The 15,205-nt window shown below is 70.3% G+C and carries 11 protein-coding genes and 1 pseudogene; 8 read left to right on the forward strand and 4 right to left on the reverse strand.

All coding sequences use genetic code 11. The annotated features are described in order from the left end of the window. Positions 1–25 precede the first annotated feature (25 nt). A complete protein-coding gene (locus ACYVGI_RS16475; RefSeq protein ID WP_460633669.1) occupies positions 26–1,255 on the forward strand; it encodes an MFS transporter in 1,230 nt (409 codons plus the stop codon). 21 nt (positions 1,256–1,276) lie between these two features. On the opposite strand, the gene ACYVGI_RS16480 is transcribed toward ACYVGI_RS16475, so the two are convergent. Then, positions 1,277–2,986, reverse strand: a complete 1,710-nt coding sequence (locus ACYVGI_RS16480) for a phospho-sugar mutase (RefSeq protein WP_460633670.1) — start codon at positions 2,984–2,986, stop codon at positions 1,277–1,279. Further along, positions 2,983–3,816, reverse strand: coding sequence for a purine-nucleoside phosphorylase (locus ACYVGI_RS16485; RefSeq protein WP_460633671.1), 834 nt, complete (start codon positions 3,814–3,816; stop codon positions 2,983–2,985). Before ACYVGI_RS16485 ends, ACYVGI_RS16480 begins: the two co-directional genes overlap by 4 nt. A gap of 85 nt (positions 3,817–3,901) precedes the next feature. Here ACYVGI_RS16485 and ACYVGI_RS16490 point away from each other — a divergent pair, with 85 nt between their 5' ends. The 3 genes and pseudogenes from ACYVGI_RS16490 to ACYVGI_RS16500 all read left to right on the forward strand — a co-directional run bounded on the left by ACYVGI_RS16490 (position 3,902) and on the right by ACYVGI_RS16500 (position 8,193). Continuing rightward, positions 3,902–5,338 carry an NAD(P)H-quinone dehydrogenase gene (locus tag ACYVGI_RS16490; protein WP_460633672.1) on the forward strand — a complete coding sequence of 479 codons (1,437 nt, stop codon included), beginning with the start codon at positions 3,902–3,904 and terminating at the stop codon, positions 5,336–5,338. A gap of 25 nt (positions 5,339–5,363) precedes the next feature. Beyond that, positions 5,364–7,013, forward strand: a pseudogene (locus ACYVGI_RS16495) (cation:proton antiporter); the annotation flags it as partial. Between the two features lie 232 nt (positions 7,014–7,245). Next, positions 7,246–8,193 carry a type IV toxin-antitoxin system AbiEi family antitoxin domain-containing protein gene (locus tag ACYVGI_RS16500; protein ID WP_460633815.1) on the forward strand — a complete coding sequence of 316 codons (948 nt, stop codon included), beginning with the start codon at positions 7,246–7,248 and terminating at the stop codon, positions 8,191–8,193. Positions 8,194–8,210: 17 nt separating this feature from the next. Here the strand turns inward: ACYVGI_RS16500 and ACYVGI_RS16505 are convergent, their stop codons facing one another. Both ACYVGI_RS16505 and ACYVGI_RS16510 read right to left on the reverse strand, forming a co-directional pair. Then, a complete protein-coding gene (locus tag ACYVGI_RS16505) occupies positions 8,211–9,974 on the reverse strand; it encodes an acetyl/propionyl/methylcrotonyl-CoA carboxylase subunit alpha (protein ID WP_460633673.1) in 1,764 nt (587 codons plus the stop codon). Positions 9,975–10,053: 79 nt separating this feature from the next. After that, on the reverse strand, positions 10,054–10,692 hold the full coding sequence (locus tag ACYVGI_RS16510) for a Maf family protein (protein WP_460633674.1): 639 nt from the start codon (positions 10,690–10,692) through the stop codon (positions 10,054–10,056). Between the two features lie 24 nt (positions 10,693–10,716). On the opposite strand from ACYVGI_RS16510, the gene ACYVGI_RS16515 reads away from it, so the two are divergent. Genes ACYVGI_RS16515 through ACYVGI_RS16530 form a run of 4 tightly spaced genes read left to right on the forward strand, consistent with a single transcriptional unit; the run spans position 10,717 to position 14,936 of the window. Continuing rightward, positions 10,717–11,976 (forward strand): class I SAM-dependent RNA methyltransferase, encoded by a 1,260-nt coding sequence (locus ACYVGI_RS16515; protein WP_460633675.1) that lies wholly within the window; start codon positions 10,717–10,719, stop codon positions 11,974–11,976. 38 nt (positions 11,977–12,014) lie between these two features. Then, on the forward strand, positions 12,015–12,674 hold the full coding sequence (locus tag ACYVGI_RS16520; protein WP_460633676.1) for a response regulator transcription factor: 660 nt from the start codon (positions 12,015–12,017) through the stop codon (positions 12,672–12,674). Continuing rightward, positions 12,661–13,911, forward strand: coding sequence for a sensor histidine kinase (locus ACYVGI_RS16525; RefSeq protein WP_460633677.1), 1,251 nt, complete (start codon positions 12,661–12,663; stop codon positions 13,909–13,911). The genes ACYVGI_RS16520 and ACYVGI_RS16525 overlap by 14 nt, the downstream gene beginning before the upstream one ends. Further along, positions 13,908–14,936 (forward strand): hypothetical protein, encoded by a 1,029-nt coding sequence (locus ACYVGI_RS16530; protein ID WP_460633678.1) that lies wholly within the window; start codon positions 13,908–13,910, stop codon positions 14,934–14,936. Before ACYVGI_RS16525 ends, ACYVGI_RS16530 begins: the two co-directional genes overlap by 4 nt. Positions 14,937–15,205: the final 269 nt, after the last annotated feature.

Consider the following 15,205-nt stretch of genomic DNA (forward strand, 5'->3'; position numbering starts at 1 on the left):
CGAACAATGGTCGTATCTTGACCGTATGACGTTCGTCGAACAATCATACCGCAGGTCGACTCCGGCGCTGCTGATCCTCGCTCTCGCCCTGTTCGTGGTCGCGACCAACGCGTTCGTGATCGCCGGGCTCCTTCCCCAGATCGCGGACACGCTCGGGGCAACGCCCACCCAGGTGAGCTACTCGATCACCTCGTACTCGCTGGTCGTCGCCGTCGCGGCGCCCGCCGTCTCCATCCTGCTCCCGCGCGTGCCGCGCACTGTGCTCATGGCGGGCGGGCTCGCCTTCTTCGCGGTCGGAGCGGCCATCGCAGCGGCGGCACCCGACCTCGCCGTCTTCATCACGGGACGCACGCTCTCCGGTCTCGGCGGAGCCGCCCTGGTGCCGACGGCGACCGCCGCCGCCGCCTCCCTCGCCCGGCCGGAGCAGCGCGGACGCGCACTGGCCATCGTCGGGGCCGGCTTCACCCTGGCGACCGCTGTCGGCTCGCCGCTCGGCACCGCCCTCGGCGGCATCGCCGGATGGAGGCTCCCGCTCTGGTGCCTCGTCGCCCTCGGCGTCGTGCTGTCCATCGCCATCCCGTTCGTGGTGCGCGGCGTGCCGCTGCCGCCGCCCGTCTCGCTGCGGCGCAGGCTCGCACCGCTCGGCGACCGTCGCATCCTGGCCCCGCTCGGCACGACGCTGCTGATGGTGGCCGGCTTCAACATCGTCTACATCTTCTCGGCGGCCGTCACCCACGCATCCACAGGGGGCTCCGGCGCGCTGCTGGCGGTGCTGCTGCTGGCATACGGCGCAGCCGGAGTGCTCGGCAATGTGATCGCCGGTCCGCTCACCGACCGCTTCGGCAGCAAGACGGTCGCGGTCGTGGCGCTCGGCGGGCAGGCGCTCGCGCTGATCGTACTGACGTTCGTCGAAGCCTCGTTCGCCGCATCCATCGTGGTGTTCGCGCTCTGGGGCGTCGCCGCGTTCGCCATCGCCATCCCTGTGCAGCACCGGCTGGTGCACATCGATCCGGCGGCCTCTGCCCTCGCGCTGTCCTGGTACTCGACGGCGATGTACGTCGGAATCGCGGTCGCTCCGCTGATCGGCACGGCGGCACTGAGCATCGGCGGAGCAGTGGCCGTGCCCGTCGCAGGCGCCGTCGTCTCCGTGCTCGCGCTGGCTCTCTTCGTGCTCGGCTACGCCAGGAAAGCGGGCGCCGCAACGACGGCCTCTGTCGCCGGAGACGCGGAAAGGGCGCTCGGGCCGTCGGCCTGAGCGCCCTTCCGGTCGAGGCGTTTACGCGGCCGTGAGCTCGCGCATCGCCGCCGCGAGGGCGGAGACGCGGGCGGTCGCGGTCGCACGGCGCTCCTCGACACCGCCCTGATCGCTCGATGCGTCGATGTAGATCTTCAGCTTCGGCTCCGTGCCGGACGGACGCACCATGACGCGCGAGCCGTCGCCGAGCAGGATGCGCAGCACATCGCTCGGCGGGAGGTCGCCGAAGCCGTCCTTGAGGTCGTCGATCTGCTGCACCCGCACGTCGCCGAGCGCGGCGGGCGGTGTGGCGCGAAGGCTCGCCATGATGCGATCGATCTGCGACAGGTCGGTGACCCGGATCGAGATCTGGTCGGAGGCGAAGAAGCCGAACGTCTCCGCGAACGCGTCCAGGTGGTCAGCGATGGTCTTCCCATCGGCTGCGAGGCTGTTGGCGAGATCGAGGAACGCGGTCGCGGCCGAGATGCCGTCCTTGTCGCGCACGGTCTCCGGGTTCACCAGGTAGCCGAGCGCCTCCTCGTAGCCGTAGACGAGGCCGGGCGCGCGGGAGACCCACTTGAAACCGGTCAACGTGTTCGCGAAGTCGAGATGATACTTCTCAGCGACGGCAGCGAGCGCCGGAGACGACACGATCGAGCAGGCCAGGGAGCCGAACGCTGCCTGGTCGGGAGCGGCAGCGGCCTCCGCGAGCCTGGCGGCGCGCCAGCCGAGGATGGCGCCGACCTCGTTGCCGCTGAGCCGGCGGTAGCCTGCCTCGCTCGACGCATCCGGGATCGCGACGGCGAGACGGTCGGCGTCCGGATCGTTGGCGATCACCAGGTCCGCGCCGGATGCGCGTGCCGCCTCGAACGACAGGTCCATCGCGCCCGGCTCCTCCGGGTTGGGGAAGGCGACCGTCGGGAAGGCGGGATCGGGATCGATCTGCGCCGTGACGACGGTCGGCTCCGCGAACCCTGCCGCGGCGAAGACGTCGCGGGCGGTGCGCCAGCCGACGCCGTGCATGGCGGTGTAGACGTAGGAGACCGCATCCCTGGTCGCCGTCGTGGAGGCGACGGCGGCCGTCGCGTCGATGTACGCGCGCTCGATGTCCTCAGCGCCGACCTCGTACGTCTCGGCTCGCGGGAGGTCGAGGACGCTTCCTGCCGCGACCTCCAGGATGCGCGACTCGATCTCCGCATCCACGGGGGAGACGATCTGCGAGCCGTGGTTGTCGCCGCCCAGGTACACCTTGTAGCCGTTGTCGTTCGGCGGGTTATGGCTGGCGGTGACCATCACACCGGCGCTCGCGTCGAGGTGGCGGACAGCGAACGCGAGCACAGGGGTGGGGAGCAGGCGGGGAAGCAGGACGGCGCGCACACCGGCTCCGGCCATCAGCTCCGCGGTGTCGCGGGCGAACACGTCGGAGTTCTTGCGGCCGTCGTAGCCGATCACGACGGACGGCGTCGCGCCGTCCGCGTGGTCGAGCAGGTAGCGCGCGAACCCGGCTGCCGCCTGGGCGACGAGCACCCTGTTCATCCGGTTGGGGCCGGCGGCGATCTCGCCGCGCAGCCCGGCCGTGCCGAACGCGAGACGCGCGTCGAACCGCGAGTGCAGGTCGGCGACGGCCTCGGCGGAGCCGGCCTGCGCCGCGACGATCAGGTCGTTCAGCTCGTCGCGGGTCTCCTGGTCGGGATCCTGGGCGACCCAGGCCTGGGCCTGCTCGATCAGGTCGTCCGTCTGCTCCTCGCTCACAGGGCCTCCACGATCTGGGCGAGGAGCGCGCTGATCACGGGCTCGGCCTCGCGTCCGGCTTCGATGACCTCCTGGTGGCTGAGCGGCGTCTTCTGGATTCCGGCGGCCAGGTTCGTGATGAGGGACATGCCCAGGATCTCCATCCCGGACTGGCGGGCCGCGATGGCCTCCAGAGCGGTGGACATGCCGACGATGTGACCGCCGATGGTCTTCGCCATCTGCACTTCGGCCGGGGTCTCGTAGTGCGGGCCGCGGAACTGCGTGTACACGCCCTCGTCGAGGCTCGGCTCGATGGTCTTGGCCAGCTCGCGCAGCCGCTTCGAGTAGAGGTCGGTGAGGTCGATGAAGGTCGCGCCCTCCAGCGGGGAGTCCGCCGTGAGGTTGATGTGGTCGCTGATCAGAACGGGCGTTCCCGGCTTCCAGTGCTCCTTGATGCCGCCGGCGCCGTTCGTGAGGATCATCGTCTTCACTCCGGCCGCCGCCGCGGTGCGCACGCTGTGCACGACCCTGCGGACGCCGTGGCCCTCGTAGTAGTGCGTGCGAGCGCCGATGACGAGAGCGCGCTTGCCGTTCGGCAGCAGCACGGAACGCAGCGTTCCGACGTGACCCTCGAGCGCCGGCTTGCCGAAGCCGACGATCTCGGTGGCCGGGATGGTGGCGGTCGTCTCGCCGATCAGATCGGCCGCTTTGCCCCAGCCGCTGCCCAGGGTCAGCGCGATGTCGTGCTGTGCGACGCCGGTCTTCTCTGCAAGCTGCTCTGCTGCCAGACGGGCGACCTCGAACGGGTCGGTGGCCGGGTCGTCGAGCGGGTTCGTGATGGATTCAGGCATGAGCCAACTCTACTGAGCGGGCCGTGAGCGCACAGGGGTGCAGTGGATGCGCATCCGTGCGCCAGGATACGAGAGAATAGAGGTCATGGCCTATGAATTCGAGCGCAAGCAGAGGATCGCTGTACTCGGGGGTGGGCCTGGCGGGTACGAAGCAGCCCTCGCCGGTGCCCAGCTCGGCGCAGACGTGACCCTGGTGGAGCGCACAGGGGTCGGCGGCTCCGCCGTGATCACCGATGTCGTACCGTCCAAGAGCCTGATCGCGACCGCCGAGGCCGCGAACGCCATCGGCGAGGCGGCCGACCTCGGCGTGCAGTTCTTCACCAGGGGCGAGACGGGCAAGCCGGTGCGGCCGGAGGTCGCCGTGAACCTCGCCGCCGTCAACAAGCGACTCGTCGGGCTCGCCCGCCAGCAGTCCGAGGACATGCGCGCAGAGCTGGTGCGCGCCGGCGTCCGCATCGTCACGGGCGAGGGGCGCCTCGACGGGTCGAGCGCGATCATCGTGTCGACCGCCGCGGGAGAGACGGGCACCGACTTCGACAGGATCGAGGCCGACACGTTCGTCGTCTCGGTGGGCGCGAGCCCGCGCATCCTGCCGTCCGCCGTGCCAGACGGTGAGCGCATCCTGACCTGGACGCAGCTCTACAGCCTCGACCGCATCCCGGAGCACCTGATCGTGGTCGGCTCCGGTGTGACGGGCGCCGAGTTCGCCTCCGCATACACCGCGCTCGGCTCCAAGGTCACGCTGATCTCCAGCCGCGACCAGGTGCTTCCCGGCGAGGACGCCGACGCGGCCAAGGTCATCGAGAACGTCTTCAAGCGCAACGGGATGCAGGTGCTCTCCAAGTCCCGTGCCGAATCGATCGTGCGCACGGAGAACGGTGTCGTCGCCACGCTCTCCGACGGCAGGACCGTCGAGGGGAGCCACTGCCTGATGGCCGTCGGTTCCGTGCCGAACACCCGAGGGATCGGTCTGGAGGAGGCGGGTGTGCAGCTCACCGACTCCGGGCACATCCGTGTGAACCGCGTCGCGCGCACCTCCATCCCGAACATCTACGCGGCGGGCGACTGCTCCGACCTGCTTCCGCTCGCCTCCGTCGCATCCATGCAGGGGCGCACAGCGGTGTTCCACGCGATGGGGGATGCGGTCAACCCGTTCGAGCTGCGCAACGTGACATCGAACATCTTCACCCAGCCGGAGATCGCGACGGTCGGCTGGAACCAGAAACAGATCGAGGAGGGCATCGCGCAGGGCGACATCTACAAGCTGCCGCTCAAGTCGAACCCGCGCGCCAAGATGCTCGGGATCAAGGACGGCTTCGTGAAGCTGTTCGCCCGCACCGGCTCCGGCACGGTCATCGGCGGCGTGATCGTCGCACCGCGCGCCTCCGAGCTGATCTTCCCGCTCGCGCTCGCCGTCGAGCACCGCCTCACGGTCGACCAGGTGGCCCGCGCATTCACGGTGTACCCGTCGCTGTCCGGCTCGATCTCCGACGCCGCAAGGGCCATGCACATCGTGCTGTAGCGGTCGTTCGCGGTAGGGTCGCGGGGTGGAAATCCTCCTCGTGATCGTCCTGGTGCTGCTGGCCATCGCCGGCGCGACCACGCTCGGGCCGAAGCTCGGCGTCGCCGCGCCGCTGGTGCTCGTGGTGCTGGGCATCGGGGTCAGTTTTCTGCCGTTCGTGCCTCCGCTGACCATCGAGCCGGAGTGGATCATCGCCGGGGTCCTGCCCCCGCTGCTGTACTCGGCGTCCGTGTCGATGCCCGCGATGGAGTTCCGGCGCGAGTTCGGTGCGATCGGCGGCCTCTCCGTCCTGCTCGTGATCGTGAGCGCCGTCATCCTCGGACTGTTCTTCGCCTGGGTCATCCCCGGCCTCGGCATCGCGTGGGGCATCGCCCTCGGCGCGATCGTGAGCCCGACGGATGCGGTCGCGACGTCGATCGTCAAACGCTCGGGGGTCTCGCCCCGTGTCGTGGCGATCCTCGAGGGGGAGAGCCTGCTCAACGACGCGAGCGCCCTCGTGCTGCTGCGCACGGCCATCGCGGCGGCGGCAGCGTCGTTCTCGCTCGGCGGGTTCATCGGGTCGTTCGCGTACTCGGTCGCTGTGGCGCTGGTGCTCGGCTGGGCGGTCGGGCGGCTGAACCTGATCGTGCGCGCCAGGGTGACGGACGCCACGGTCAACACCGTGCTGTCGTTCACCGTGCCGTTCCTGGCGTCCATCCCGGCCGAGGCGCTCGGCGCATCCGGTCTGGTTGCCGCGGTCGTGGCCGGCCTGATCACTGGGAGACGGGCGCCGCGCGTGCTCTCCCCGCAGCACAGGCTGTCGGATGCGCAGAACTGGCGGACGGTCGAGCTGGTGCTCGAAGGGCTGGTGTTCCTCGTGATGGGGCTGGAGCTGTTCGGCATCGTCACCGACGTGCAGAACGATCACGCCGGCTTCCTGCCTGCGCTGCTCGTCGGGGCGGGAGCGCTGCTGCTGACGATCCTGGTGCGGGCGGCGTACGTCGGCCCGCTGCTGGCCGTCCTGTCGCGGAGGGCGCGACGCGGCGAGCAGATGCGACCCCGAATCGAGAGCATCCAGGGCCGCCTCGACGATCCCGAGTCGGCCGGCACGGCGCTGGTGCGCTCGGGCGGGCCAGGCAACCGCCGTCAGATGACGGCCGCCGACATCGGGCGGTTCGCCACCAGGCTGCGGCGCACGATCGCCGACATCGACTACTTCAAGGCGGCCCCGCTCGGCTGGCGTGAGGGCTCGATCGTGGTCTGGGCGGGGATGCGCGGGGCCGTGACCGTGGCGGCTGCGCAGACGCTGCCGCACGATGGCACGCCCAGCCGTTCCCTGCTGGTGCTCATCGCGTTCATCGTTGCGGCGGCCTCACTGCTCATCCAGGGCGGAACGCTCGGCTGGGTGGTGCGACTCGTGAAGCCGGCTCCCGTCGACGCGGAGCTGGAGCGCGACGAGGAGGTCCGTCTGATGACGCTGCTCAGGGACGCGGCGGAGACGGTGCCGCTGCCCGCTCCGATGGACCGGACGCCGGAAGCCTTCATGGAGCAGAAGCGCGCACGGCTCGCCCGCATCGAAGCGCAGCGCAACGCGCTGCTCGACGCGCGCGACGACGGCACCTTCAGCGCCGACCTCCTGCTCAACGCCCTCACCAACCTCGACGCCGACCAGATCGCCATCGAGCTGAAGGGCGACCCGCTCTCACCCGCCCCGCCCACCTCACCCACCCCACCCACCCCACCCACCCATCCNAACTCCGTCCGGACGGAGAATGCGGCCGCATCGCCCGGATTCTCCTTCGTTACGGAGAATCGGGCGGCGTGTCGGCCGGAGACTCCTGTAGTCCACACCCGCCCGCATCCCGAGCTTCTCCACAATTCTCGGGATGCGGTCCCGGCCGCCCTGGATGGTCGGCCACACTCGCTCCATGCAGACCTGGAATCTCGGCGACCTCGAAGCCGTCGGCGGAATCGCCTCCCGTTCGCAGCTCGCGGCGGCGGGCGCAACGCCGCCCGAGCTGGCGGCCGCGGTGCGCGACGGAACGCTCGTGCGCCTCCGGCGCGGCCTGTACGCGCTCCCGTCCACGCGCGGGCCCGCGCTCGAGGCCGCGCGCCTGGGAGGGCGCCTCAGTTGCGTGTCCGCTGCGAGGAGCTACGGGTGGTGGGGAGGGATGGATGCGCGCACCCACCTCCGTGTGCCTCCGACCGCTCGCGGTGTCGGGCTGCGCGAGTCGCCCGCGGTCGTTCACTGGACGGCATCGGAGCCGTGCGCCGATGTGTGGCGCGTGTCGCGCGCGGACTGTCTCAGGAGCGTCGTCCGGTGCGCGGACGAGGAGACCGCTGTCGCGGTGCTCGACACGGCGCTGTCCAGTGGGGCGGTCCGGCTGCACGAACTGCCCGGTATCTTCTCCAGCGAGTCACGTCGTTCGCGTGCGGTGGCGCTCCTCGCCCGGCCCGGGTCGGATTCGGGGGTCGAGTCGATCGTCCGGCAGCGGCTGACCTCCGCCGGCTACGCCGTCGAGCAGCAGGTGGCCGTGCCGGGCGTTGGACGGGTGGACCTGCGGGTGGACGGCTGGTTGTACGTCGAGATCGACGGCTTTCGATATCACGGCGATCGGGATGCGTTCGAGCGCGATCGTGCACGCGACCTCGGCCTCGCGATGCGCGGCGGCGGGAGGCTGCGGTTCTCAGCCCGGCAGGTGCTGGAGGAGTGGGACGCCGTGCTGGGCAGCATCCACCTCGTGGTTGAGCAGGAGGTTTCGCGGGACACGCGGTCCGGTTCTCCGTTCGGAAGGAGAGCTGGGCGCGTTGGCGCAGAGTCTCCGTCCGGACGGAGGGCCGTGGGGAGGGTGCTGGTGGGAGGCGGCCGGTGGTGACGGCTGGTCGACTCGCGTCAGACGATGTTGAGCAGCAGGTGGCCGGAGGACACGGTCTCGCCGACGGCGGCGTTGATGCCGGCGACGGTGCCGTCCTTGTGGGCGGTGAGCGGCTGCTCCATCTTCATGGCCTCGAGGACGAGCACGAGGTCGCCCTTGACGACCTCGTCTCCGTCCGCCACAGCGAGCTTCACGACGGTGGCCTGCATCGGGGCCGTCACGGAATCGCCGGTGGCCGTGTCGACGGCGTGCGCACCGCCACGACGACGAGGGGCGGGGGTGGATGCGGTGGTGTCCGCTCCGCCGCTGAGGAGCCTCGCGGGCAGGGAGACCTCGATGCGCTTGCCCTCGACCTCGACCACCACGCTGTTGCGGCGTTCGGCGGGGGCGGCGTCGCCGAGCTCGCCGGACCAGGGGGCGATGTCACCCTGCCAGTCCGTCTCGATCCAGCGGGTGTAGATGGAGAACGGCTCGCCGTCCTGCGGCGCGAAGGCAGGGTCGCGGACGATCGCGCGGTGGAACGGCAGCACGGTGGGCAGACCGGCGACCTCGAACTCGTCGAGCGCGCGGCGGGAGCGCTCGAGCGCTTCCTCGCGGTTCGCACCCGTGACGATCAGCTTGGCCAGCATCGAGTCGAACGATCCGCTGATCACGTCGCCGGCCTGTATGCCGCTGTCCACGCGCACGCCGGGGCCGCCGGGCGCCTTGAAGACGTGCACAGGGCCGGGGGAGGGGATGAAGCCGCGCCCAGCGTCCTCGCCGTTGATGCGGAACTCGAACGAGTGCCCAGACGCGACGGGGTCTGCGTAGTCGAGCTCGCCGCCCTCTGCGAGGCGGAACTGCTCGCGCACCAGGTCGATGCCGGTGACCTCTTCCGACACGGGATGCTCCACCTGAAGGCGCGTGTTGACCTCGAGGAACGAGACGGTGCCGTCTTTGCCGATCAGGAACTCGCAGGTGCCTGCGCCCTGGTAGCCGACCTCCTTGAGGATGGCCTTGGATGCGGAGTAGAGCTGGTCGGTCTGCTCCTGCGTGAGGAACGGCGCCGGCGCCTCCTCGACGAGCTTCTGGTGCCTGCGCTGCAGCGAGCAGTCGCGGGTGGAGACGACGACAACATTGCCGTAGGCGTCGGCCAGGCACTGGGTCTCGACGTGTCGCGGCTGGTCGAGGTACTTCTCGACGAAGCACTCGCCGCGACCGAACGCCGCGATGGCCTCGCGCGTCGCCGACTCGAACAGCTCGGGGACCTCGTCGCGCGTGCGAGCGACCTTGAGGCCGCGGCCGCCGCCGCCGAACGCCGCCTTGATGGCGACCGGCAGTCCGTGGACGTCCACGAAGTCGAGCACCTCGGACGCGTCGGCGACCGGGTTCAGCGTTCCAGGGGCGAGCGGTGCGCCCACCTTCTCCGCCACGTGGCGCGCCGAGACCTTGTCTCCCAGGCGCTCGATCGCGTCGGCGGACGGGCCGATCCAGGTCAGGCCAGCCGCGATGACCGCGCGGGCGAAGTCGGCGTTCTCCGCGAGGAAGCCGTAGCCAGGGTGCACAGCGTCTGCGCCGGACCTGCGGGCGATGGAGAGCAGCTTGTCGATGACCAGGTATGTCTCCGCGCTGGTCGTGCCGTCGAGGGCGTACGCCTCGTCGGCGAGGCGGACGTGCATGGCGTCTCTGTCCTGGTCGGCGTAGACCGCGACCGACGCGATACCGCTGTCTTTCGCTGCGCGGACGACCCGGACGGCGATCTCGCCCCGGTTGGCGATGAGGACCTTGGTGATACGTGGCACAGTTTCCTAGCCTATTGCTCGGGCGGGGGAGTCTTTTGGGTGATCCCCACAAAAATGGTCGGGTCGGGCGTGAGGGTGACTACAGTCGCCGGTTCCACAGGTCGGGCCAGTTCACGCCCAGTTCGACGAACAGCTCTCTCAGAGTGGAGAGGGAGAGACCCACCACCGTACTCGGGTCTCCGTCCACGCGCGTGATGAACGGGCCGCCGAGACTGTCGATCGTGAACGCCCCAGCGACCTCGAGAGGCTCTCCGGTGGCGACGTACGCGTCGATCTCGTCCTCCGACACGTCGGCGAACGTGACAGAGGCCACCGCCGTCCGGCCGACCGCCTGGTTCTCGGTGCCGTTCCTGTGGTCGATCAGCCAGTGGCCGGAGTGCAGTCGCCCTGTGCGGCCGCGCTGCGCGAGCCAGCGCGAGCGCGCCGTCTCCGGCTGGTGCGGCTTGCCGTGGATCTCGCCATCGAGCTCGAACGCGGAATCCCCGCCGAGGATGAAGCCGTCGATGGGCTCGCCGTTCAGGTCTCCGCGCACGGCCTCCGCCTTCAGCCTGGCGAGCAACTGGACCATCGCGTCGGCGGAGAGTGGACCGTGCTCGGCCTCTGCCGCAAGAACGGCGGCCGGCTCGTCCACGTGGGAGGGGACGACGATCGGCTCGATCCCCGCGGCGCGGAGCAGTGCGAGCCTGGCGGGTGACGTTGATGCCAAGTAGAGGCGCATGGGTTCCTGTGGGATGCTCGACGGATGCCCCAGTTCGATGAGGTCGACCTCGACATTACCAACGTCGCCCACGGCGGCGTCTTCGTCGCACGCCACGAAGGCCGTGTCGTCTTCGTGCCAGACACCCTGCCCGGGGAGCGCATCCGGGCCAGGATCACCGACCGGAAGCACGACAGCTTCTGGCGCGCGGAGACCCTGGAGGTGCTCGACGCTGCTCCTGAACGGCAGGAGCACGTCTGGGAGGCCGCATCCATCCACCGGGATCCGGGCAACAGGGCGGGCGGCGCCGAGTTCGGACACATCCGCCTCGCCCACCAGCGCGAGCTCAAGCGCCAGGTGATCGCGGACGCGATGCAGCGCATGGCGAAGCTGGACACCGACGTGCAGGTCGAGCCGGTCGCGGGCGAGACCGCGGACGGCACGGGATGGCGCACGCGCGTCCGGCTGCAGGTGGACAGGTCGGGAGCGGTCGGCCCGTACGCCGCGCGCTCGCACACCGTCGTCCCCGTGACGAACCTGCCGCTCGCGACGGAACTCGTCGATGAGACGGCGCCGTTCGGCCAGACCTTCCCGGGCGCAGAGTCCGTCGACGTCGTCGCCACGGCAACGGGAGCCGCGCACCTCCTGGTCAACGAAGCCCCCGTCAAGCGCGGCAGGAAGCTCGTCCGCCCTCGACAGCGTCCCGTGCCGATCCGCGAGATCGTCGGCGACCGCGAGTTCCAGTTGGATGCACGCGGCTTCTGGCAGGTGCACCGTGCAGCAGCGGCCACGCTCACCGAGGCCGTCCAGTCAGCGGTGGATGAGGCCTTGTTCGACCCGCGCGCGGCGAACCTCGACCTCTACGGCGGCGTGGGGCTCCTCGCGGCGGCTCTCGGAGACCGCTTCGGGTCGACGCTGCGCATCACGTCGGTGGAGAGCGACGAAGCGGCCACCGACAACGCGGCGGAGAACCTCGCGGACTGGCTCGGAGCATCCGTCGTCACCGACAGAGTGGAGCGGTTCGTCCAGCGACTCGCCGGGGAGGCGTCCGCCGTCGAGCGGGCACGGCTGCGAGCCGCGACCATCGTCCTCGACCCTCCGCGCTCCGGCGCAGGGCGCGCCGTCGTCGACGCGATCGCATCGCTCGCACCCGCCCAGATCGTCTACGTGGCCTGCGATCCCGTGGCCCTCGCCCGCGACGTCGCACTGTTCGCGGAGCGGGGGTACCCGCTGCGCACCCTGCGCGCCTTCGACCTGTTCCCGAACACCCACCACGTCGAGGCCGTCGCCACGCTGGCGCCGTGAGCGCGTCAGCGTCGCATCGCCCCACTACGATGGTCAGCATGGTGCGGGTGGCAATCGTCGATGATCACGAGTCCGTGCGTCTTGGGCTGAAAGCGGCCTGTCAGGACGCGGGCTACGAGGTGCTGGTCACCGCGGCAACCGTCGACGAGTTCGTCTCGCTCCTCGGCGCGCAGGAATGCGACGTCGTCGTCCTCGACCTCTCCCTCGGAGACGGCTCGAAGGTCACGGACAATGTCAAGCGCGCCCAGGCGACCGGCGCCGCCGTGCTCGTGCACAGCATCGCCGACCGGGTCGCCAGCGTCCGGGAGGCGCTCGCCGCCGGAGCGGCCGGTGTCATCCCCAAGTCGTCGCCGACCACCACGGTCATGAACGCCATCAAGACGGTGGCGAGCGGCGACGTGCTCAACAACCTCGAGTGGGCCACCGCGATCGACGCGGACAGCGACTTCGCCAAGGCCCAGCTCGGCCGCCGCGAACGGGATGTGCTGCACCTGTACGCGTCCGGCCTGCCGCTCAAGGCGGTCGCCGCTCAGCTCGGCATCGCCAACTCGACCGCCCGCGAGTACCTCGACCGCATCCGGGTGAAATACGTCGAGGTCGGACGCCCGGCCCCGACCAAGGTCGACCTGCTCCGCCGTGCCGTCGAAGACGGAATCCTGCCCGGGCTCGACCCCGACACGGGCAATGAGCGCAACTAGCGCGCCACCGCGGACCGCCCCTCCGGAGGCGTCCCAACCGCGCAACCCGATCAGCCGCGAGCGGTTCGAGCGCATCGCGGGTCGGAGCGTGTCGGCCTTCGGCCTGGTGTTCGGCCTGCAGACCATCCCGACCGCGCTCGGCCAGCTTCCCGGGCTCCGCTCGCCGTGGGGTCTGATCGAGATCGTCGTGGTGTTCGGCGGTCTGGCCGCCATCGTCCTGCTCGCGATCGTCCAGCGGTTCGTGAAGGCCGCGATGGGTACCCTGTCCGTCGTCTACTTCGCCGCCATCGTCACCTGGCCGCTGATCGCTCTCGACTCGCACTCGTTCGCCGCGGACAAACCGTGGGTGTGGTTCCTCTGCTCCGTCTTCACCGCGTTCGCGGCCGTCGCGTTCCCGCTGTGGCTGGCGACCGCGTACACGTTCATCACCCCGATCGCCTATGGGGTCGTCCGCGCGCTCCCTGCTGGCGGCGGTGTCGGCGCAGAGCTGGCAGGACTCGACGCGCTGTACGCGATCATCCTGGGCGGCGTGATCCTGGTGATCATCGCGATGCTGCGGCAGGCCGCATCCACTGTGGACACCGCGCAGAGCCAGGCGCTCGCCAAGTACGCCAACGCCGTGCGTCAGCACGCCACGGAGGTGGAGCGCGTCCAGGTGGATGCGATCGTGCACGACAGCGTGCTGACCACCCTGCTCTCCGCGGCCAGCGCCCGCACGCCGGAGGCGAAGGAGCTCGCGGCCCGCATGGCGTCCGACGCCATCGGCCACCTGCACGCGGCAGAGGCCTCGAGCCCGGAGGACCAGTCGCTCGTGGGACTCGACCGGCTGAGCGAGCGGATCTTCACCGCTGCGAACGCATTCTCGTCGCCGTTCGAGCTGGACGTGCGCGACGTCGAGGTGCACGTGCTCCCGGTGAACGTCGCGGAGGCCGTGTACTCGGCCACCGTCCAGGCGATGGTGAACAGTATGCAGCACGCGGGCAGCAAGGAGGTGCGGCGCACGCTCTCGATCCGCGGCGGCAGCCCGCAGGCGACCGTGCACATCGTCGTGGCCGACACCGGCCGCGGGTTCTCGGCCGCTGACGTGCCCGCCGAACGTCTCGGCCTGCGGGTGAGCATCCGGGAGCGTCTGTCGAAGGTGGGCGGCCACGCCAGGATCGAGTCTGCGCCGGGCGAGGGCACGACGGTGACCATCCTGTGGCCGTCGTCGGAGAGCGATGCGGAGGTGCGGGCGTGATCACCCTGCCCCGGTTCCTCTTCCTCGGCCTCGGAGCGCTGTTCTCCGCGTATCATCTCTTCCTGGCGCTGTCGTCGCTGTCGACGCCGGTCAACCCCGGTCCGCCGATCGCCGCGATGATCCTGTATGCGGTCGCGACGGTGATCAGCCTGTGGCCCACCAGCCCGACCAAGATGCCGCTCTGGCTCGCCGCGTTCGACCTCGCGGTCTGCGTCGCCATCCCGATCCTGGTCACCAGCCAGCTCGATCCGGCGAACGACAACGGGTACGCCACCTGGTACGTCGCTGCGGTCGGAACGCTGATGACGATCGCCGCGGTTCGTCGGCAGCAGTTCGCCGCGTGGGTGGGCGTCGGCTACTTGGCCGTGCAGACCATCGTCTGGGCCGGCGTCCCCGCGCTCGCCGGCCTCGGCGTCATCGGCTCTGTGGTCTGGGTGGGCGTCGCTGTCGTCATTTCCGGCTCGCTCGCCAAGGCGGGCAGGGACGCGCTGCAGTTCGCCCGCGCGGAGCGGGAGGCCACCGAGTGGCAGGCCGCCCAGGAGGCGCACGTCATGGAGCGCCAGTTGCGCCTGCGCCAGACCTACCGGGTGGCAGCGCCGATGCTCGCGGAGATCGTGCGCCGCGGCGGAGACCTGACCGAGGCGGAGCGACGGGAGTGCCGTTACCTCGAGGGAGCCATCCGCGACGAGATCCGTGGTCGCCGTCTGCTGAACGACGATGTGCGCCGCCAGGTGATGGATGCGCGTCGCCGGGGCGTCGTCGTCAGCCTCCTCGACGAGGGCGGCATCGACGACCTCGACCAGCGCGCCCTCGACGGCGTCCTGCGTCGCCTGGCGGATGCGATCCGCGGCACGACCACGGACAAGCTCATCGTGCGCACGGTGCCGCGCTCCTCGAAGACGGCGGTCACGGTGGTGGGGCTGCGCATGTCCGACGACGGCAACGCCAACGCGCTCGGCGCGGACACCGAGGACGACGAGGTCGACCTCTGGCTGGAGATCCCGCGCCCGATTCACGAGGCGTAGTTCGGCAGGAGATCCGGCGGGACACGCCGCTGGATTCTCCGTAACGACGGAGCTCTGGCTGGATGGGCGGCGTTTCTCCTGCCGAGCGCGCGGCGCGGAGCGGAGCGACGAGGCGCGGGAGACTGCGCAGCGGGGGTTGCGTCGCGTATCGCGGCAGAAAAGGAGAAAGGGGCCGACACCCGAATTGTCGGCCCCTTTTCAAACCCCGAGTCAGGGCGACAACCCGAATATCGCCCTGACTCGCCCCCAAAACACTCGCCCGCTTACCC

Source organism: Leifsonia lichenia (genome assembly GCF_054780215.1).

Bases quoted from the DNA above. Each gene is read 5' to 3' on its own strand.
- ACYVGI_RS16475 (WP_460633669.1), top strand. From the start codon at position 26: ATGACGTTCGTCGAACAATCATACCGCAGGTCGACTCCGGCGCTGCTG.
- ACYVGI_RS16485 (WP_460633671.1), bottom strand. From the start codon at position 3,816: ATGCCTGAATCCATCACGAACCCGCTCGACGACCCGGCCACCGACCCG.
- ACYVGI_RS16490 (WP_460633672.1), top strand. From the start codon at position 3,902: ATGGCCTATGAATTCGAGCGCAAGCAGAGGATCGCTGTACTCGGGGGT.
- ACYVGI_RS16500 (WP_460633815.1), top strand. From the start codon at position 7,246: ATGCAGACCTGGAATCTCGGCGACCTCGAAGCCGTCGGCGGAATCGCC.
- ACYVGI_RS16510 (WP_460633674.1), bottom strand. From the start codon at position 10,692: ATGCGCCTCTACTTGGCATCAACGTCACCCGCCAGGCTCGCACTGCTC.
- ACYVGI_RS16515 (WP_460633675.1), top strand. From the start codon at position 10,717: ATGCCCCAGTTCGATGAGGTCGACCTCGACATTACCAACGTCGCCCAC.
- ACYVGI_RS16520 (WP_460633676.1), top strand. From the start codon at position 12,015: ATGGTGCGGGTGGCAATCGTCGATGATCACGAGTCCGTGCGTCTTGGG.
- ACYVGI_RS16525 (WP_460633677.1), top strand. From the start codon at position 12,661: ATGAGCGCAACTAGCGCGCCACCGCGGACCGCCCCTCCGGAGGCGTCC.